Annotated in this window: 18 protein-coding genes; 9 read left to right on the top strand and 9 right to left on the bottom strand. The window is 71.7% G+C overall.

Features of this window, described 5'->3' with window-relative positions; all coding sequences use genetic code 11:
- The first annotated feature begins 311 nt into the window (after positions 1-311).
- Together ACZ4YL_RS37495 and ACZ4YL_RS37490 are read left to right on the top strand one after the other, a co-directional pair.
- Positions 312-1,190 (top strand): alpha/beta fold hydrolase, encoded by an 879-nt coding sequence (locus ACZ4YL_RS37495; protein WP_468122681.1) that lies wholly within the window; start codon positions 312-314, stop codon positions 1,188-1,190.
- Positions 1,191-1,329: 139 nt separating this feature from the next.
- Positions 1,330-1,482 carry a hypothetical protein gene (locus ACZ4YL_RS37490; protein WP_468122680.1) on the top strand — a complete coding sequence of 51 codons (153 nt, stop codon included), beginning with the start codon at positions 1,330-1,332 and terminating at the stop codon, positions 1,480-1,482.
- A 92-nt stretch (positions 1,483-1,574) separates the two neighbouring features.
- Here ACZ4YL_RS37490 and ACZ4YL_RS37485 read toward each other — a convergent pair whose 3' ends face one another.
- The 3 genes from ACZ4YL_RS37485 to ACZ4YL_RS37475 all read right to left on the bottom strand — a co-directional run bounded on the left by ACZ4YL_RS37485 (position 1,575) and on the right by ACZ4YL_RS37475 (position 4,997).
- Entirely contained in the window at positions 1,575-3,311 is a 1,737-nt protein-coding gene (locus tag ACZ4YL_RS37485; RefSeq protein ID WP_468122678.1) for a transporter, read from the bottom strand.
- Positions 3,308-4,150, bottom strand: a complete 843-nt coding sequence (locus ACZ4YL_RS37480; RefSeq protein ID WP_468122676.1) for an ABC transporter ATP-binding protein — start codon at positions 4,148-4,150, stop codon at positions 3,308-3,310. Before ACZ4YL_RS37480 ends, ACZ4YL_RS37485 begins: the two co-directional genes overlap by 4 nt.
- Positions 4,151-4,316: 166 nt before the next feature.
- Complete coding sequence (locus ACZ4YL_RS37475) at positions 4,317-4,997, bottom strand: bifunctional DNA primase/polymerase (protein WP_468122687.1); 681 nt, start codon at positions 4,995-4,997, stop codon at positions 4,317-4,319.
- A gap of 222 nt (positions 4,998-5,219) precedes the next feature.
- On the opposite strand from ACZ4YL_RS37475, the gene ACZ4YL_RS37470 reads away from it, so the two are divergent.
- The gene (locus ACZ4YL_RS37470; protein ID WP_468122675.1) at positions 5,220-6,599 is read left to right on the top strand and encodes a transcriptional regulator; all 1,380 of its coding nucleotides are present in this window, start codon (positions 5,220-5,222) and stop codon (positions 6,597-6,599) included.
- A 93-nt stretch (positions 6,600-6,692) separates the two neighbouring features.
- Positions 6,693-7,976 (top strand): ferritin family protein, encoded by a 1,284-nt coding sequence (locus tag ACZ4YL_RS37465; RefSeq protein ID WP_468122673.1) that lies wholly within the window; start codon positions 6,693-6,695, stop codon positions 7,974-7,976.
- 12 nt (positions 7,977-7,988) lie between these two features.
- Here ACZ4YL_RS37465 and ACZ4YL_RS37460 read toward each other — a convergent pair whose 3' ends face one another.
- The gene (locus tag ACZ4YL_RS37460; RefSeq protein WP_468122672.1) at positions 7,989-9,278 is read right to left on the bottom strand and encodes an ABC transporter substrate-binding protein; all 1,290 of its coding nucleotides are present in this window, start codon (positions 9,276-9,278) and stop codon (positions 7,989-7,991) included.
- Between the two features lie 196 nt (positions 9,279-9,474).
- Here ACZ4YL_RS37460 and ACZ4YL_RS37455 point away from each other — a divergent pair, with 196 nt between their 5' ends.
- Together ACZ4YL_RS37455 and purU are read left to right on the top strand one after the other, a co-directional pair.
- Positions 9,475-9,921: an SCO4402 family protein gene (locus tag ACZ4YL_RS37455; RefSeq protein WP_301374636.1), complete on the top strand. Its 447-nt coding sequence runs from the start codon at positions 9,475-9,477 to the stop codon at positions 9,919-9,921.
- A 14-nt stretch (positions 9,922-9,935) separates the two neighbouring features.
- On the top strand, positions 9,936-10,814 hold the full coding sequence (gene purU, locus ACZ4YL_RS37450) for a formyltetrahydrofolate deformylase (RefSeq protein ID WP_393785258.1): 879 nt from the start codon (positions 9,936-9,938) through the stop codon (positions 10,812-10,814).
- Positions 10,815-10,980: 166 nt separating this feature from the next.
- Here purU and ACZ4YL_RS37445 read toward each other — a convergent pair whose 3' ends face one another.
- Positions 10,981-11,499, bottom strand: a complete 519-nt coding sequence (locus ACZ4YL_RS37445; protein ID WP_389123507.1) for an EF-hand domain-containing protein — start codon at positions 11,497-11,499, stop codon at positions 10,981-10,983.
- A 301-nt stretch (positions 11,500-11,800) separates the two neighbouring features.
- On the opposite strand from ACZ4YL_RS37445, the gene ACZ4YL_RS37440 reads away from it, so the two are divergent.
- Together ACZ4YL_RS37440 and ACZ4YL_RS37435 are read left to right on the top strand one after the other, a co-directional pair.
- Positions 11,801-12,364 carry a sigma-70 family RNA polymerase sigma factor gene (locus ACZ4YL_RS37440; RefSeq protein ID WP_030732432.1) on the top strand — a complete coding sequence of 188 codons (564 nt, stop codon included), beginning with the start codon at positions 11,801-11,803 and terminating at the stop codon, positions 12,362-12,364.
- A complete protein-coding gene (locus ACZ4YL_RS37435; protein WP_468122670.1) occupies positions 12,361-13,632 on the top strand; it encodes a zf-HC2 domain-containing protein in 1,272 nt (423 codons plus the stop codon). Before ACZ4YL_RS37440 ends, ACZ4YL_RS37435 begins: the two co-directional genes overlap by 4 nt.
- A 590-nt stretch (positions 13,633-14,222) precedes the next feature.
- Here ACZ4YL_RS37435 and ACZ4YL_RS37430 read toward each other — a convergent pair.
- Positions 14,223-14,657 (bottom strand): VOC family protein, encoded by a 435-nt coding sequence (locus tag ACZ4YL_RS37430; RefSeq protein WP_468122668.1) that lies wholly within the window; start codon positions 14,655-14,657, stop codon positions 14,223-14,225.
- Between the two features lie 193 nt (positions 14,658-14,850).
- Here ACZ4YL_RS37430 and ACZ4YL_RS37425 point away from each other — a divergent pair, with 193 nt between their 5' ends.
- Positions 14,851-15,294, top strand: coding sequence for a protein kilB (locus ACZ4YL_RS37425; RefSeq protein ID WP_468122667.1), 444 nt, complete (start codon positions 14,851-14,853; stop codon positions 15,292-15,294).
- A gap of 271 nt (positions 15,295-15,565) precedes the next feature.
- On the opposite strand, the gene ACZ4YL_RS37420 is transcribed toward ACZ4YL_RS37425, so the two are convergent.
- Genes ACZ4YL_RS37420 through tgmA form a run of 3 tightly spaced genes read right to left on the bottom strand, consistent with a single transcriptional unit; the run spans position 15,566 to position 17,714 of the window.
- Complete coding sequence (locus tag ACZ4YL_RS37420) at positions 15,566-16,459, bottom strand: methyltransferase domain-containing protein (RefSeq protein WP_468122665.1); 894 nt, start codon at positions 16,457-16,459, stop codon at positions 15,566-15,568.
- Positions 16,456-17,406, bottom strand: a complete 951-nt coding sequence (gene tgmB / locus ACZ4YL_RS37415) for an ATP-grasp ribosomal peptide maturase (RefSeq protein ID WP_468122664.1) — start codon at positions 17,404-17,406, stop codon at positions 16,456-16,458. The genes ACZ4YL_RS37420 and tgmB overlap by 4 nt, the downstream gene beginning before the upstream one ends.
- Positions 17,403-17,714, bottom strand: coding sequence for a putative ATP-grasp-modified RiPP (tgmA, locus tag ACZ4YL_RS37410; RefSeq protein ID WP_468122662.1), 312 nt, complete (start codon positions 17,712-17,714; stop codon positions 17,403-17,405). Before tgmA ends, tgmB begins: the two co-directional genes overlap by 4 nt.
- Positions 17,715-17,742: the final 28 nt, after the last annotated feature.

Below are 17,742 nucleotides of genomic sequence, written 5' to 3'. Positions count from 1 at the left end.
AGTTTTGCCCTGGGGGGTCCTGCCCCACGGGTCGTGACCCGTACGGCCGACCAGCCTTTGGTGTGGGCGGTCCCGGCGCCTTTCGGCGCCGGGACCGGTCCTCCCCTTGTGACCTGGAGCCCCGAGCTCTCAAGGTCGTCCCCTCGGACCGTCTTCCCCGATCGGCCCGCCTCCCTGTTGAAAGGATCTCCATCGGCAGCGGCGGTCAATCCTTGAGCAAGGTCACTCGAAAGAGCGGTGTTGTCGGCGAGAAACCCGTTTTCGAATAAGGGTTCGATAGTCTGGCGGGGAGCGAAGGGGGTGCATCTGCGGTGGTACAGCGCGTCGATGTGACAGGGGCCGAAGGCGTGCGCCTGGCCGCCTGGGAATTCCGCGAAGCAGAGGCCGAGCCCGACACCCGCCCCGGGGTGCTGTTACTGCACGGCCTGATGGGCCGCGCCTTCCACTGGGCGGGCACCGCCCGCTGGCTCCGCGAGCGCCGCCGCGTCGTGGCCCTGGACCAGCGCGGACACGGCCAGAGCGCCCGCCCGCCCGCCGCCCGCGACGGCACCCCGACCCCCCTGGGCCGCGAGGCCTTCGTGGCCGACGCCGAAGCGGCCGTCGAGCAGCTCGCCCTCGCCCCCGTGACGCTGATCGGCCACTCCATGGGTGCCCTCACCGCCTGGCAGCTCGCGGCCCGCCGCCCGGACCTGGTCGAAGCCGTGGTCATCTGCGACATGCGCGCCTCCGCCCTGGGCGCGGCCTCCCAGCAGGAATGGGAGGACTGGTTCCACCACTGGCCCCTCCCCTTCCCCACCCAGGACGCGGCCCGCCGCTGGTTCGGCGAGGACGACCCCCGGGTGGAACGCCCCGACCCCGGCCGCGGCGCCTTCTTCGCCGAGGTCATGCACGAGGCGTCGGACGGCTGGCGCCCGCTCTTCTCCCGCCGCCAGATGCTGACGGCCCGCGAGACCTGGGTCCACGACGCCCACTGGGAGGAGCTCGCCCAGGTCCGTTGCCCGACCCTGGTGGTCCGGGGCCTCGACGGCGAACTGGGCCGGGCCGAGGCCCAGGAAATGGTCCGCGTCCTCCCGGCCGGCCAGTACGCGGAAATCCCCGACGCGGGTCACTACCTCCACTACGACCAGCCGACGGCCTGGCGCGAGGTCCTGGAACCCTTCCTCGACGGCATCAAGGCCGAGGCCCCCTGACCGCCCGAAGACTCCGCCCCGGCGCCGGCTGACGGCAATCAGGTCCGTCGCCGTCGCCTTCCTGGGCATCCCCGTCGTCCGCAGCCGCTACGGCGCCCGCGCCCAGGCCGCCGTCGAGGCCGAGTTGGGGCGGCAGGGGGTGCGCACCACCGTCATGGCCGAGAACGGCATGCGGCTCGACGCCGGCGGGCACGAGACCTGGGCCCCCGCCGGGATCGCGGTGGCCGAACCTCCGGCACGTCGTCGCCTCGCGGGCTCGATCGCCGTACTCGTCCTGCTCGCCGCCAACTGACGCCGGACCCACGGCAACGGGCCGGCCTCCGCCCCCGCGAGGGGAGGGGAGGCCGGCCCGTTCCGGCGTGGTCGGTGGTCGGTGATCGGCGGTCAGCCCTTGCTGACCGCCCACAGGATCTCCGGGAGCTTGCGCGCCACCGTCGGGGCCGCGAGTCGCAGACCCGTCCAGGTGGCCAGTGCGCCCCAGGCAGCGCCCAGCGGGAGCACGATCCAGGAGATGTCCCGGTGGCCGTCCGCCGTGAGCCAGATCGTCAGGGCGATCACCGGGGCGGAGACCACCGCCGAGACCAGCAGCCCGGCGAAGATGCCCGCCCAGGCGAGCCCGGCCTGCCCCGGGGCGACGTTCTTGAAAGCGCCGTCCGACGGGATCGAGTACGGGAAGCGGGCCGAGGCCAGTGCCCCCGTGCAGAGCATCGAGCCCAGCAGGGCCAGGGCCACGCCGGTGGCCGCCGGGAAGGCGGACCAATCACCGATCACCGCGGCCGTGATCACGGTGACCAGGATCGTGTACGGGACGGTGACCAGGGCCAGCGCGGCGGCCCGCGCGCGCAGTTCCACGTACGCGTCGCGCGTGGAGGAGATGGTCTGCGCGACCATCCAGAAGGCGGAGGTGTCCTGGCCGAACTGGTTGTACATCTGCATGCCGAGCATGCCCGCGCCGAAGCAGCCGAGGTAGACGGATCCCGAGCCCTGGAGGGCGTTGAAGACGGGGACGATCAGGCCGATCGCCAGCGCGGTCACCCAGGACGCCTTGGTCTTCGGATCGCGGACGGCGTAGCGCAGCGTGCGCTGCATGGTCGCGCCCGTCCGGCCGGCGGGCAGCAGGGACCACAGGCCGCCCGCGCCGCGGTCCTTCGCCGGGCGGGCCGCCGTGATGGTCGAGCCGTCCGGGGTGACCATCAGCCGGGTCAGGCTCCGCTCCCAGAACCACAGGAGGGCGGTCACGGCGGCCAGGGTCAGGGCCAGCTGGGCAGCCGCCACCCCGTACGCGCCCTCGCTCGCCGAGTCCACCATGCCGACGGCGGTGGCCGGCGGCAGCCAGCGCACCACGGCCTCGACGGGTTCCAGGGAGGCCAGGCCGCCCGCCTGGAACAGGCTCTGACTGGCGAAGTTGGCCAGCTGCCCGCCCACCGCGATCAGCAGGCCGCTGAGCACGGCCAGGTCCCGCCCCTTGCGGCTGGTCAGCAGCCGCACGTTGGCCGTGGCCACCGCCCGCGCGAGGGTCACGCAGCCGAGCACCAGCAGGGGGGCGGCCACCACGGCGGCCACCGCGCCGGCGGCGCCGCGCGCGACGGCCAGTACGGAGCCGATGGCCAGGCACAGGGTGAACAGCGGCCCGATGCCGACCAGCGAGGAGGCGAGGAGGGCCCGTACGAGAGGACGCGGGCGCAGCGGCAGCATGACCAGCCGGCTCGGGTCGAGGGTCTCGTCCCCGGTGGGGAAGAACAGCGGCATGAAGGCCCAGCCGAGGGCCAGGATCGCGGCCAGCAGGACGACGACGGTGCCCGCGTGGGCGTTCCCGTGCAGCAGGGCCAGGCCGAGCGTCACGAAGAGGCCGACGACCAGGGCGAAGGCGAGCGTCGAGAAGTAGGCGGCCTTGCGCTTGGAGGAGCCCTTCAGGCCATTGCGCAGCAGCGACAGCTTGAGGCGGACGAAGACCGGGGTCAGCGGGACCGACGCGACGGACGAGGTCCCTGTGGACCCTGTGGACCCCGTGGACCCCGTGGACCCCGTGGACCCCGTGGACCCTGCGGTCCCGGTGGCCCCGGTGGCGGGAGTGGTCACTGTGCCGGCCGGGCCGGCGGCCGGGTTGGCGGGCGAGGTCATCGCGATCCCGCCCCGGAGCCGCCGCCGAGCCAGTCCAGCGAGTCCCCGGCCGCGTCGCGCCCGTGCGCGCCGACCAGTTCGAGGAAGGCGGCCTGCAGCGAGGGCGCGGAGCCCCGTACGTCGGCCAGCGGGCCCGCGGCGCGGATCCGGCCGGCGGCCATCACGGCCACCCAGTCGCACAGCGACTCGACGAGCTCCATCACGTGGGAGGAGAAGATGACCGTGGCGCCGGAGGTCGTGTAGCGCTCCAGCACCCCGCGGATGGTCTGCGCCGACACCGGGTCGACGCCCTCGAACGGCTCGTCCAGGAAGAGCACTTCGGGGTTGTGTAGCAGCGCCGCCGCCAGGCCGATCTTCTTGCGCATACCGGTCGAGTAGTCCACGACCAGCTTGTGCTGCGAGCCCGCGAGGTCGAGGACGTCCAGCAGCTGCGTCGCCCGCTTGTCGGTCTCCTCGCCCGGCAGCCCGCGCAGCCGGCCCATGTAGCCGAGCAGTTCGCGCCCCGACAGCCGCTCGAAGAGCCGCAGGCCCTCGGGCAGCACGCCGATCCGCGCCTTCACCTCGGTGGGGTCCGCCCACACGTCGTGCCCCGCGACGTGGACCCGCCCCATGTCCGGGCGCAGCAGCCCGGTCACCATCGACAGCGTGGTCGTCTTGCCAGCGCCGTTCGGGCCCACGAGACCGATGAACTGCCCGGCGGGCAGCTCCAGGTCGATCCCGGAGACGGCCACCTGGTCGCCGAACCGCTTCCACAGACCTTCCACCCGCACGGCGGGCGGCGCGGATCGCACGCCACCCGTTCCGTACGTCCCACCCGTCGCATCGCCCTGGTCCGGCATGCGCCTGCCTCTCATCACGTCCCCGTTGGTCGTTCCTTCTTCACCATAGGAGGAGGGGGAGAGGCCTGAGCAGTTACTTATGTCATCAGTTTTCGCCCTGATTCCGCAGGTCCGGCAGGCGAGTTCCGAGTGCTGGGTGCTGGGTTCCGAGGTCCGGGGTCCGGGGTCAGCCCTGGCGGCGCTTGCGTTCCGCCGCGGCCTCGCTGCCGCACGCGTACGCCAGCGCGTCGATCAGCTCCTCCGTGTCCGGCAGCCACCGGTTCGCCGGCGTGGGCCGCCGCGCCCACTGGACCGAGCCCCGGCCGCCGAAGCGGGTCGGCGGCGCCGCCACGTACTCGCCCTCGCCCCGCGTCACCAGGTCGATCGTGGCGGCCGGCCAGCCCAGCTTGCGCACCAGGTCGGGCACCTTGACGCCGGCGCCGGGCAGGACGAAGAACAGCATCCGGTGGTCGGGCGTGAGGGTGACCGGTCCGAGGGTGCGCTCCATCCGCTCCAGCCGCGCCAGCGCGAGGAACCCGGCCGATTCGGGCACGTCCAGCGCGTCGAACGTCCGGCCCGTCGGCAGCAGGATCGAGGCCTGCGGGTGCTTCGCCCAGATCCGCCGGACCTGCACCGCGCTGCCGGTGGCCTGGGACGCCCAGTCCTTCACCGCCGGGTGCGCGCCGGGAGCCGGGCAGTCCGCCGCCCCGCAGGAGCACAGCTCGCGGCCGTTCCCGGGCTCCAACCAGGTGCCGGCGAAGACATCCCAGTGCCGTTCTTCCGCGTACCGCACGGCATGGTCCAGCAGCTGCTCGCCGCGCTGCTTGGGGATGGGTGCGGTCTCCGTGACTCCGATGGTCTCTTCCACGCCCATCACAACTCCTCGGGTCACCCGGGGTTACGGGCGTAAACCAGGCGGCGGGCGGAGCATCGATCCTGCATACGGGGCGCACTGATGCACGCGTGGGGGCGCGTGGGAGGCCGGGGCGCCGGAGTTGGGTAGCGACACGACGCAGAGCGGAAGATTCTCCGCACATCAGGCGGGAAGTGATCATTCCAACGGATCACCCGCGGTCAGCAGGGGGTTTTCATGGCAGCCAGGCCTCTCGTCGCCCGCCAGCCGAACGAACGGCTGCAGGCGCTCATCCAGGAAGCCGGGTGCTCCAACGCCGGGCTCGCCCGGCGCGTGAACATGTGCGGGGCCGAACACGGCCTCGATCTCCGCTACGACAAGACCTCCGTGGCCCGGTGGCTGCGCGGCCAGCAGCCGCGCGGCCGGGCTCCGGGAATCATCGCCGAGGCGCTCGGGCGCAAGCTCGGCCGGACCGTCACCATCGACGAGATCGGCATGGCCAACGGGAAGAACCTCGCCTCCGGCGTCGGCCTGCAGTTCTCCCCGACCGTCATCGGCGCCATCGAGCAGGTCTGCGAGCTGTGGCGCAGTGACGTCGGCCGCCGCGACTTCCTCGCGGGTTCCAGCGTGGCCGCCTCCGCGCTCGTGGAGCCGAGCCGCGACTGGCTGATCACCGGGGCCGACACCCAGGTCGCCCGCAGCGGCGGCTCGCGGGTCGGCATGCCGGACGTGGAGGCGGTCCGGGCGACCACCGAGGCCCTCAAGGACCTCGACCACCGCTTCGGCAGCGGGCACGTCCGGCCGGTGGTCGTGCACTACCTCAACTCGGTGGTGTCCGGGCTGATCGGCGGCTCGTACCGGGAACCCGTCGGGCGGGCCCTGTTCGCAGCGGTGGCCCGGCTGACGGAGCTCGCCGGCTACATGGCGGTGGATACGGGCCAGCCGGGCCTGGCCCAGCGGTACTACATCCAGGCGCTACGCCTCGCCCAGGCGGCGGGGGACCGGGCGTACGGGGGCTACGTGCTCGCGGCGTCCATGAGCCACCTCGCCGCCGAGCTGGGCAACCCGCGGGAGATCGCGCAGCTGGCGCGGGCCGCCCAGGAGGGGACGCGGGGGCAGGTCACCCCGCGGGTCGAGGCCATGTTCTACGCGGCCGAGGCGCGCGGCCACGCGCTGCTCGGGGACACCCGGGCGACGGCGGTGCTGTCCGGGCGGGCGGTGAGCGCGCTGGAGCGGGCGGAGCCGGAGTCGGGTGACGACCCGGTGTGGATCCGCCACTTCGACGCGGCGTACCTCGCGGACGAGCTGGCGCACTGCCACCGCGACCTGGGCCAGGCGGACGCGGCGGCCAGGCGGGCGGAGGAGGCCCTGCGGGGCCTCCCGGCGGGCAAGGCGCGCCGCCGGGCCATCGGGCTGCTGCTGCTGGCGGCGGCGCAGGTGCAGCAGCGGGAGGTGGAACAGGCCTGCCTGACGGCGACGCAGGCGGCGGAACTGCTGGAGGGGCTCCGCTCGAACCGGGGCGCGGAGTACCTGGACGACTTCCGGGCGCGGCTGGAGCCGTACCGGGCGGAGGCGGCGGTGCGGGAGTTCGCGGCACGGCTGGAGGTGACGGCGTAGACGGGTTCGGGGTGCTCTCACCTTGGCGGTGCGTGACGGGGTAGCGTGACCTGACGGTTCCGTAGGGTCGGGCGAGTCGGAGAAGGAGTCCCGGTGACGCAGAGCGGACAAGGGGGCGCCCCCCAGCAGGGTGCCCCGTGGGGTCCGGACCCGGCGTCCGGATACCCGGCGTACCCGGAGCAGCAGCAGCCACAGCAGCAGCACCCGCAGGCGCACCAGCAGCAGCCCGGGGCCGCGTACGGATATCCGCAGGCCTATCCCGGCCCGGAGGCCTACCCCGGCCCGGAGGCCGCGCCCGGGCATGTGGTGGGGCCCGGCTACGAGGGACCGGGGGATCCGCACGGCTACGGCTACCCCCCGCTGCCCGAGGCGGCGACGCAGTACATTCCGCCGGTCCCGGCCGCTCCCGGCCATGACGAGGCGGCGACCCAGTACATTCCGCCGGTCCCGGCGGCCCCCGGACACGACGAGGCGGCGACGCAGTACATTCCGCCGGTCCCGGCCGCTCCCGCGCACGAGGAGGCGGCGACCCAGTACATACCGCCCGTCCCCGCCGCAGAAGGGTTCGACGGGCTCTTCCGGGGCGACGACTCCGCCGGGCACACCCAGCACCTGCCGCCGATCCAGGAGCCCGTGCTGCGCCAGCCGCCGCCGCGCCCCCAGCCGCCCCGCCCGCAGCAGCCGCAGTACCAGCAGCCGCACCCGCAGCAGCAGTACGCACCGCCCCCGCCGCCCCCGGAGCCCGCGCGCAAGGTCTCGCCCGCGATCATCGGCGCGGTGGTCATCGGCCTGGCCGTCGTCGGGCTCGGCGTCGGTTCGCTGCTCGCCGACGACAAGCCGCAGAACAACGACCCCGGCGCGGTCGCCGCCGCCCCGGCCGCGAGCGGCGACACCGCCGCCCCCGGCGGCGAGGCCCCCGTCGACCCGGCCCGCCCGCAGGCCGTCCAGCTGGACAAGCTCCTCGCGGACAGCAACGACAGCCGGGCCGCGGTGATCAAGGCCGTGGAGGACATCAAGGGCTGCAGCAACCTCGACCAGGCGGCCGCCGAGCTGCGCGACGCGGCCCGCCAGCGCGAGGAGCTCGTCACCCGCCTCCAGGAGCTGAAGCTGGACCAGCTCCCGGACCACGCGAAGCTGTCCGCGTCCCTGACCAAGGCCTGGCAGTCCTCCGCGGACGCCGACAACAGCTACGCGGCCTGGGCGGACGACGTGGACGACGACAAGTGCAAGGACGGCAAGGCCAAGGCCACCAAGAACGCCTCCGAAGGCAACAAGTCGAGCGGCGAGGCGACGAAGGCCAAGGAGTCCGCCGCGACCCTGTGGAACGCGATCGCCGGCAAGTACGGCCTCACCAAGCGGGACAAGTCCCAGCTCTGACCCGCTTCCGCGTCAGGCCATGGGCGGGGCCGTCACCAGGGTCGGGGTCATGTCCAGGGACTGCTCGCCGGGCTGCGCCACCAGCCGCCCGGCCTGCACGATCTGGAAGGTGACCCGGCCGTTGACGATGCGGGGGAAGCCGGCGACGGCGCGCATGTCCTGGTAGCGCCAGCTCAGGTCCGGGGTGAGGCCTCCGGTGTTGACCGGCTGCGCCTCGTTCATGGCGCGCTTGACCACGCGGCCGGTGACGGGCTCGTCCTCCTTGAGGCGCTTGAGGATCTCGCTGAGCACGGTGTACGCGATCCAGGTGGTCTGCGCCCCGCTGTCGTCGGGGTCGACGTTGTCGTCGCCGAAGGCGAACTCGGCGACCACCTTCCGCATGGGCTCCCACAGGGGATCGGCGGCCACCGGGTACCAGCTGGTCAGGTACGCCCCCTCGAAGGGGCTCTCCTTGCCGCCCGTGCGGTCCACCAGGGACTGGCTGACGCTGCCCAGGACGGAGGAGATCTGCGGCTTCTTGCGCTGGGCGTCGGTCCGGCGGAAGGCGTCGAAGAAGGTCTCGGTGCGTTCGCCGAGGACGGCGGTCACGCACCCCTTCTCCTTTTCCTTCTCCTTGCCGGTACCGCTGGTGTGCGCGAGGGCCTCGCGGGCCTGCGGTCCGAAGTCGGCGGAGTCCTCGGCGGCCCGGATGTCGGAGGCGTCCGCCATCTTGTTGGCCCGCAGCCCGGCGTTGAGCAGGACCGGCAGGGTGTCGCCCGCGAGGGTGTCCGGGCGGACCAGGGCGACCTGGTTGCAGGCGCGGCTCAGCTGGTGGCCGGCGCCGGCGATGAGGACGGGCTGGCCGCCGTTGACCGGGTACGACAGGGGGGACTGGAACTCCTCGGAGGAGACCCCGTAGCCGCCGATGAAGGGGATGCCCTCCGCCTCCAGCGGGGCCATGAAGGCGCGTCCGTGCTGACTGTAGGAGCCGACGACGGCGACGGCCTTCTCGGCGACGGCCTTGCGGGCGCAGTCGGCGGCGCCGGAGGGCGTGTTCTTCTCGTCGCAGGTCAGTACGCGCAGTTTGTGACCATTGATCCCGCCCTTGGAATTCACCCAGCGCTCGTACGCCTTGGCCATGCCGGTCATTCCCGGCATGTTCGTCGCTTTGGTGTCTTCGGGGGCGAAAGTCATGACGGTGACGGTTCCCCCGGAGCCCTCCGAGCCGCCGGGGAGCACCCCGCACCCGGCGATGAGACACGCACCCATCGCCGTGGCCACGAAGGTGCGGGAGCGGGATGCGGCGCGTCGCGAGATGGTCATGTCCATGCACCATTCCGCCCCACCGGTAACTGTCGAGTGAGATGGACACAACATCGGGTGACGCCCAGGTGAATTGCGGGGGGTGCGATCCCCATGGGCGCTTCAAGATCGCACCGAACAGGAACGTACGATCGCAAGCGTGACATTCGCCCAAGGTTCGAAGAACTCTTCCCGACGCGGTGGCCGCTCCTCCACCATGGGCGGCATGCCCCTCAACGACATGCCGTGGTGGCGCTGGCGCAGCAACGTGCGCTCGGCGCTGCACATGCTTTCCGATCCGGTCTTCCACGAGGACACCTGGCTGACCGGCGACGAGGCGTACGGCGACATCACCGACGCCGTGTACCGGCTCGTCGAGGACACCTGGCTCGACAGCTGGTCCGCCGAGAAGTACGTCGGCACGATCTTCCGTGACTCGCAGGAGGCGGCCGTCGTCGACCTCGCCGTGCTGCGGGTGCTCCGCATCCTTCACCAGGTCGGGCCCGACGCCCCCGTCTCCGCCTACCTGGAGCACCACGCGTGGCCCGAGGCGGTACGTGCCGCGCGCGAGGCGCACGTACGACTGGCGGAAGCCGACGGGGACGACCCCGACGTGCGACCCGCATCGCTCGATGTGTTGAAGATCCTCACCCGCGCGGTGTGAAAGGCTGTGCGGTCATGAGCGACCCGCACACCGAGGCCCAGGCCCAGCCCCAGTACGTCCTGACCATGTCCTGCCCCGACAAGCAGGGCATCGTGCATGCCGTGTCGAGTTACCTCTTCATGACCGGATGCAACATCGTGGACAGCCAGCAGTTCGGAGACCGGGAGACCGGGCTCTTCTTCATGCGGGTGCACTTCGAGGCCGAGCCCCCGGTGACGGTCGAGAAGCTGCGCGCCAGCTTCGCCGCGATCGGCGACTCTTTCAAGATGGACTGGCAGATCCACCGCTCCGAGGAGCGCATGCGGATCATCCTCATGGTGTCCAAGTTCGGGCACTGCCTGAACGACCTGCTGTTCCGCACGCGGATCGGCGCCCTGCCGGTCGAGATCGCGGCCGTGGTCTCCAACCACACCGACTTCGCCGAACTGGTCGGCTCCTATGACATCCCGTTCGTACACATCCCCGTCACGAAGGACACGAAGGCGGATGCGGAGGCGCAGCTGCTGGAGCTGGTGCGCGCCGAGAACGTCGACCTGGTGGTCCTGGCGCGCTACATGCAGGTGCTGTCCGACAAGCTGTGCACGGAACTGAGCGGGCGGATCATCAACATCCACCACTCCTTCCTGCCGAGCTTCAAGGGCGCGAAGCCGTACCACCAGGCGCACGCGCGAGGTGTGAAGCTGATCGGCGCGACCGCGCACTACGTGACGGCGAACCTCGACGAGGGGCCGATCATCGAGCAGGAGGTCGAGCGGGTGGGCCACGAGGTGACGCCGGACCAGCTGGTGGCGATCGGCCGGGACGTGGAGTGCCAGGCGCTCGCGCGGGCGGTGAAGTGGCACAGCGAGCACCGCGTGCTGCTCAACGGTGCCCGCACGGTCGTCTTCGCGTAGCCAAGTACAGCCTCGTCGGCGTTTGAGGCGCGGGGGTCTGGGGGCAGCGCCCCCAGCAGCCGGCCCGCACGGGCCCACCGCGCCTCAAACTCCCCCAGCTATCGCTGGGAGGTACCCCCCTGGCGAGGCTGGGTTGTGGGATGTACTGCCGGGCGCGCCGCAGGCGTTACGCGTCGGGGGCTTCCACTCCGCAGTAGCCCGCGAAGGCCGCCAGGATCTCGTCCTCCGAGATGCGGCCGTCGCGGTCCGCGTCCAGGGCCGCCGCCACCTGGGTGGCCAGCTCCGGGGCGGTGCCCAGGACGCGCAGCACCCGGGCCGCGTTCGGCGGGGTCGCGCCGCCGCCGTCCTCGTCCGCCACCGCGATCACGGCCCGCAGGAACGGCCGCGCGATCTCCGCGAACCGCTGCGGGTTGTCGCGCAGCCGCTTCGCGGCCCCGGTGATGAACTCCTCACGGGACACCCGCTGGTCCCCGTCGACGTCCGCGATGCCGGCCATTCCCTGCCAGAAGGCCTCGGCGCCCGCGAAGACGGCCTGGCCCTTGTCCGACCGGGCGGTGGTACCGAATTCGGCCAGGACGGCCTTCGCGGCCGCGCTGAAGTCCTCCCGGTCGATATAGCCGGACCCGTCCTGGTCGAAGGTGGCGAATCGGGCGGCGATCTTGCGCTCGTATTCTGCGCTGTCCATTTCGGCGTTCCGCCTTCACATGTGCAGTGGGGTTCAGATCAAGACAAGGCAGGAGCGTAAGCCCTATGTGGCCTGAGCGTTAAGCGAAGTGGTCGAGGAGGCGGCCGCATCGAACCCGCGCACGGGGAGCGCGGTGGGGCGCGTACACCTGTCCCCATGTGCCGTCGGGCGTACCACCGTTCACGCCCTGCCACGCCCCTATCACGCAGGGCGCACTTCCAGGGTGAGGTTCTTCCAAAACAGGCGCGATCCGCCATGTGCCCACTACATTCGTTGAGTCGACACACGGCTGGGGGCATTCATGCCGAAGGACGCACCACCGCGCTGGGACCGCCGCATGCAGCAGCGGCTCGCCCGTGGCGAGGCCGCCGCGCTCGGGGAGCTGTACGACCGCTTCGCCTCGCTCGTGCACAGCCTGGCGCACCGGGTGCTGGGCGACGAGAAGGCGGCGGACCGGATCACCCGCGAGGTCTTCGGCTACATCTGGGAGAACCCGGACGCCTACGACCCCAAGCAGGGCTCCATGCGCTCCTGGGTCGCCCGGATCACCCAGGGCCAGGCGGTGGCCCGGCTGCGCCAGGCCGAACTGGGCCGCGGCTCACGCGAGGAGCTGGAGCAGAAGGTGCGCAGCGCCAACGCGGCCGCCCGCGCCGACTACATCGTCACCTCGATGCCCGCACCCCTGCGCGCCGCGCTGGAACTCGCCTACTTCAAGCGGCGCGACTACCGGCAGGCCGCCGCCGACCTGCAGATCAGTGAGGACGAGGCGCGGCGCAGGCTGCGGCTCGGGCTGCAGTTGCTGTCGACCGCCAACGCCCTCCCGCAGGAGGAAACCGCCCGGTCCGGATATGGAACGCCTCGATGAACGGCCCTCCCCAGTCGCCCGGTGACGGATACGCGCGTCCCGGCGGCCAGGCGCGGATACCGGGTCCGCGCGGGGCCGCGGACGACCTCGACCCGGGGCACGCGCCGCGGTCGATGCCGCCACCGCCGCCGCCGACCGAGGTGCCGCCTCCGGCCGAGGTGCCGCCTCCGCCCTCGCACGCCGTCCTGAAGTCCCTGCTCGGGGCGTGGGCACTGGCGGCCTGCTCGGCCGAGGAGACCCAGGCGGTGGAGGACCACCTCACCGAGTGCGCGCCCTGCGCGGAGGAGGCGCTGCGGCTGCGCGACGCGGTGGGGCTGCTGCACCCGGAGGAGAACCTCGACCTGAAACCGCTGCTGCGCTCGCGCGTCCTGGAGGACTGCCTGGGCAAGCGGCCGGCCCGCATTCCGGTGCCGGTGTGGGCGAATCCGTACGACACCGAGACCGCGCGGCTCGACGCGCTGCTGCAGGACTTCGGGGACTCGGAGTGGCACACCCCGGTGCGGCTCAAGTGGTTCGAGGAGGAGCGGCGCCGGTCGCACCGGACCACGGTGGCGGGGGTGATCGGCCATCTGCTGACCGTGGACGGGCTGATCGCCTCGGCGCTCGGGCTCGACGACCCGCTGGGTCCGGACGCGCCGAAGGGCGGGCCGACCGTGCGGACGGAGCACTTCTGGGGTGCGACGCCGTACCCGGTCACGCGGCAGGTCCGTGACCCGTGGCGGGAACAGGGCCACACGCTGGTGCGTACGGTGTCCTTCGCCGGCCGGGGAGTCGCCGAGCTGGCCGTGGACTACGGCGGCTTCGCGCTGCCGCTCGGGGACGCGTTCCTGGAACGGGCCTTCGAGTGCTGGGTGCACGCGTGGGACATCGCGGAGGCGGTGGACTATCCGTACGAGCCGCCGGCCGGCCCGCACCTGCACCGGATGATCGACCTGGCGGCGCGGCTCCTGCCGGGCGCGCTGGCGCAGCGCAGACGCGCCGGACTGGCGGCCCCGGCGCGGGGGCTGGTCGCGGCGGGCGCGCCCGGGCGGACCCTGCACCTGGAGATCGAGGGCTCCGGCGGCGGAGGCTGGGACATCGCGCTGGACTCGCCGGGAGCGAAGCCGTCGCCGGAACGCACGGTGGCGGAGATCGCCCTGGACGGCATCGAGTTCTGCCAGCTGGCCGCCGGGCACATCTCCCCGGAGGAGGCGGCGGTGGGCCAGCACGGTGACCGCGAGGCGATCCGCGACGTCCTGTTCGCGGCGGCGTCGCTGAGCAGGCTGTAGGGGGGCGGGGTCGGGGGGTACGGGGCCTGCGCGGGCGGGGCCTTCACCCCCGCGGCACCCCCACCCCGGGGCGGCGGCTGCTCACCCACCCCCGGCTCCGGGGCGGCGGGGCCGGTCCGGTCGCCCCGGAGCCGGGAAGCCGGGCTGGGGCTTCGGGGAGCGGGAGCCTCTCGACCGGCATCAGGGATGGGTACGGGGGTTTCCCGTCAGTCCCATCGTCTCTCCGGTTCGGGCCGGTCCCTCAAGGGCGCTCCTGCGTCGCGTCACTGCGTGATGGCCTGCGGCCACCCTTGACCGACCGTCCCGCCCCGGACATACGAGGACTGTCGGGAAACCCCCAAAGGAACGGGCCGGGCACTCAAGGATCAGGACGGGGTGGCCAGGGATGCCCAGGGAGATCCCGGGTGGGCACGGTCCCGAGACGGGGCCCATCCAGACCAGAGCCCGGGTCGGGGGAAGCGCGCCGAATCGCTACGCGCTCCTCATCCCTCAGCGTCTCCACCCTGTCTTGGGCTGGACATAGGCCGCCTCAGATCGCTACGCGCTTCCCGCGCACCGCGACCGGCGGCCGTCCGGGGCTGATCAAGGCCTCAATCCAGGCAGAATTCGTTGTCCTCCGGGTCGGCCATGACGATGATCCCCTCGTCCGTGTCATTGCCCTCGATCCCGTACAGCCGCTTCGCTCCCAGCGCCTCCAGCCGGGTGGCCTCCTCCTCCAGCTTGGCCATCCGCGCGTCGCCCTTCAGGCCGGGTGCTGCGCGGACGTCCAGGTGCAGGCGGTTCTTCGAGGTCTTTCCCTCCGGGACCTGCTGGAAGAAGACCCTCGGCCCCTTGCCGTCCGGATCCGTGATGGCAGACCGGCTGTTGTGCTGTTCGGGAGGTACGCCCCACGCCGTGAGCGCGGCCGGCCAGTCGGGGAAGCCCTCCGGCGGCGGCTGGACCTGATATCCCAGCACCGCAGCCCAGAACACGGCCTGCGCGCCAGGGTCGGCGCAGTCGTAAGTCACCTGGAATTCCTTGGCCATGCTTCCTCCAGCCGCTCGGAACCTGTCCGTGCCGAGCGCCCCCATCCTCCTCCCGGAGGGGCAGAGTTCAACCCAATTAGGGGCTGAGTCCTGGGAACATACGGTGCACGTGACCACGGCCTCGAAGCCGCATCCGTCCGCCGAATTCCGGAGAGGCCCCATCACCTTGTCCATATGGCCCTCGATCGTTGCCGTGCTCGGTACCCTCGCCGGTGCTCTGGCCGCCGGCTTCCTCCAGCACCGTTCGGCACGCACCGCACGTGCCGAGCAGCGCGCCGACAGCCACCGTCAGGACCAGCTCGGTGCCGTCACCGACTTCGCGGCTGCCCTGGACGCGCACCGCTCGGCGATGTTCCATCGGGAGCGCCTGACCCTGGCCGACGCCGGTGCCGAGCATCAGCTGGAGGCCCAGACGAGGTCCCACGACACCCGGACGGCGATTACCGCGCCCCACATCCGACTTCAGGTCCTGGTCCCCGAGCTGGCCGGCCCGGCCGAGCAGGCCGCAGAGGCCACCTTCGCGCTGCGCAAGGCCGCCGATCGCGCCGAGCTGGATGCCCGGCGGCATGCGGCCAAGGAGGCGTCGGCGGCCTTCGTCGCCGCGGCTGCCACGCTGCTGAGCCCCGACCACAGCTGACATTCCGCACGCCCCTTCTCGGCGATGACCTACGCAGCTGGTCGCCACGTGATGGTTTGGGCTTCCGCCGTGACGGAGATGTCGAACCGGTCGAGACCTGGCGAGCCGTCCCGGCGCCAGCGGGTGACGTCGTCCGTGATCCGGTCCCACAGCCTGTCCCGACCACCCTGTCGCACCAGCCAGCGGCCCCTTTCGTCCTGGCGCAGCGCGGCCCACGTGCCCGCGTCGACATCGATGAGGACGTGCTGCGTCCGGCCGTCGCGATCCAGGGTCAGGCGCTGAGCGCGTGGGGCGGCGAGCTGGGCGACGAAGCGTGTGTCCCAGTCGTCGAGAGCGTCGGGGCCCAGGTTCGTCGGCTGCTCGTCGGCTTGATCGAGGTCTGGGAGGAGGCCGAGAGGGGGAGGGGTCTGGGGCGGGCGAGCATGAAGGAGTTTCGGCCGTCGAGGAATCGGCCCGTTGCGGTTCCCTCCTCTGTGACCGTGAGGCGAGCGAGTTCGGATGAGTACATCCAACCGCCCACGGTGGTGAGGATGATTCCTCCGAGCCTGGTCTGGTCCACCCATTCGTGCGGGATGGTGATCGTTGCGCAGTAGGCGACGATTCGGTCGTACGGCCCTCCGTCCTTCCAGCCGGCGAGGCCGCCGCCGACGACGACGGTCGGGGCGAAACCGCACTGGGCCAAGGCGTTGCGGGCGCGGGCGGCGACGTCCGGGTCGAGCTCCACCGTGACGACGAGGTCACTACCGAGACGGTGACACGCGAGGCCACTGGAGTAGCCGGTTCCCGCGCCGACGAGGAGGAGACGATGCCCGTTCTCGACCTGGAGGTCTTCCAGCATCCGCACCACAAGGGACGGGAGGGTGCTGGACGATGTGGGCAGCCGTGTGATCTCCCCACGTAGGTCACCGGGCACGATCGTGCCTGCGATCTGTGTGACGAGGGATCTGTCGGAATAGCAGGACTGCAGCCACGACGGACTGCTGGGCATCACGGGTGTCCATGCGGTGGGGCGGCCCGGAGCGTCGACGCGTTCGAAGTACCCGGTGTTCAGGAACTTGTGACGCGGCACGGCTTCGACGGCTCGCCGCCATGGGGCTGTACGAAGGTGGCCGGCTCCGGAGAGCTGTTCGACGAGCTGCCGCCGAAGTTCCGCTGCGTCGCTCACGCGCTGTTCCTCTCCAGGAGATCGGCCATGGCCGAGACCATGGGCAAACCGGTTTCGGGCTCCAGCCAGGCCCACTGTCCGGACGGATTGCATTCGAGGAACCACCATGTCCCTGCCTGATCGACAGCGAAGTCGAAGGCGCCGAATACGAGCCCGAACAACGACAGATAGCGAAGCAGCGCCGCCGTCACTTGTGGTGGGGGCTGTACGACGCTGTAGGCCAGCCGGTTGTAGTCGGTCCGCCAGTCCAACAGGTCGGAGTCGATCCGGACCGCGAAGACCCGGTCACCGATCACCGTCACGCGTACGTCTGCTGACTTGTGGACCCGTTGTTGGAAGAGGTGGGCCGTCCCGGACACCCGGTCGTCGATCTCTTCTGCCGTGACCTCCTTCACCTGGACGGTGCACGAGACGCCGCCGACTCGATAGAGGGGCGTCGACAGCGGCTTGTAGAGCACTGGTCCGTGCTGCTGGATGAAGGAGCGCGCAGCGCCCGGATCGGAGGTGACGAGGGTGGCGGGCACGCGGAACCCGGCTGTGACGGCGGCGGCGAGACCGGAGGGTTTGAACTCGGCGTCGCCGATGCGATGAGGATGGTTGACGTACAGACAACGCGCCAGGGAAGCCACGACACCGCCGAGCCCGTAACGGGCTTGGGTGAGCGCGAAGCGCGCGTCATCCTCGGACAGGTGGGGGAAGGTGAATCCGGACGGCCGCCGGTAGTAGAGCGAACGAATCCGAGTCAGGTCCACGGTCCGGGTCGCAGTCGTCAGGGACCCTTCCAGGCCATCAGGTGTGAGGTATGCCGCGAACGACAAGGTGGCGGGGAAGTCCCCTGAGTCGAGCCGTGCGACCGGGACGGCCCGGTCGTGCAGCTCGCGGATCACCAGGTCGGCCGTGGGGTCGTCCTTCATGGTGACGACCAGCACCGGGCCGGTGTGACTCACTGGTCGCTGTCGTTCCCGGTGTCCTGGTCGCCGCCACCCGAGCCGCCGCCGCTACTGCCGTCGGATGGATTTCCGGTGTTGGTGCCTGGGTTCGTGCCGGTGCTGGTTCCGTGTTGGGGCATCATCATCGGCCGGCCATCCGCCCCGAAGTAGCGCGCGGTCTGGGAATCCGCGTCGATCTCGGCGCGAGAGTAGGCGGGGGCCGGGGACGGGTAAGGGGCCATGCGCTGAACCCCCCAGGGGACGGGGGTGGCGTATCCCATGGGCAGGGCGTCGAGGGTGGGTACGCGGTCGGCGTGATTGAACACGTGTTTCTCCTTCACACTGGCGAGGCGG

The organism is Streptomyces sp. NPDC030021 (genome assembly GCF_055574035.1).
The sequence above is the reverse complement of the archived record's forward strand: the minus strand, read 5'-3'. Positions and strand labels throughout refer to the sequence as shown.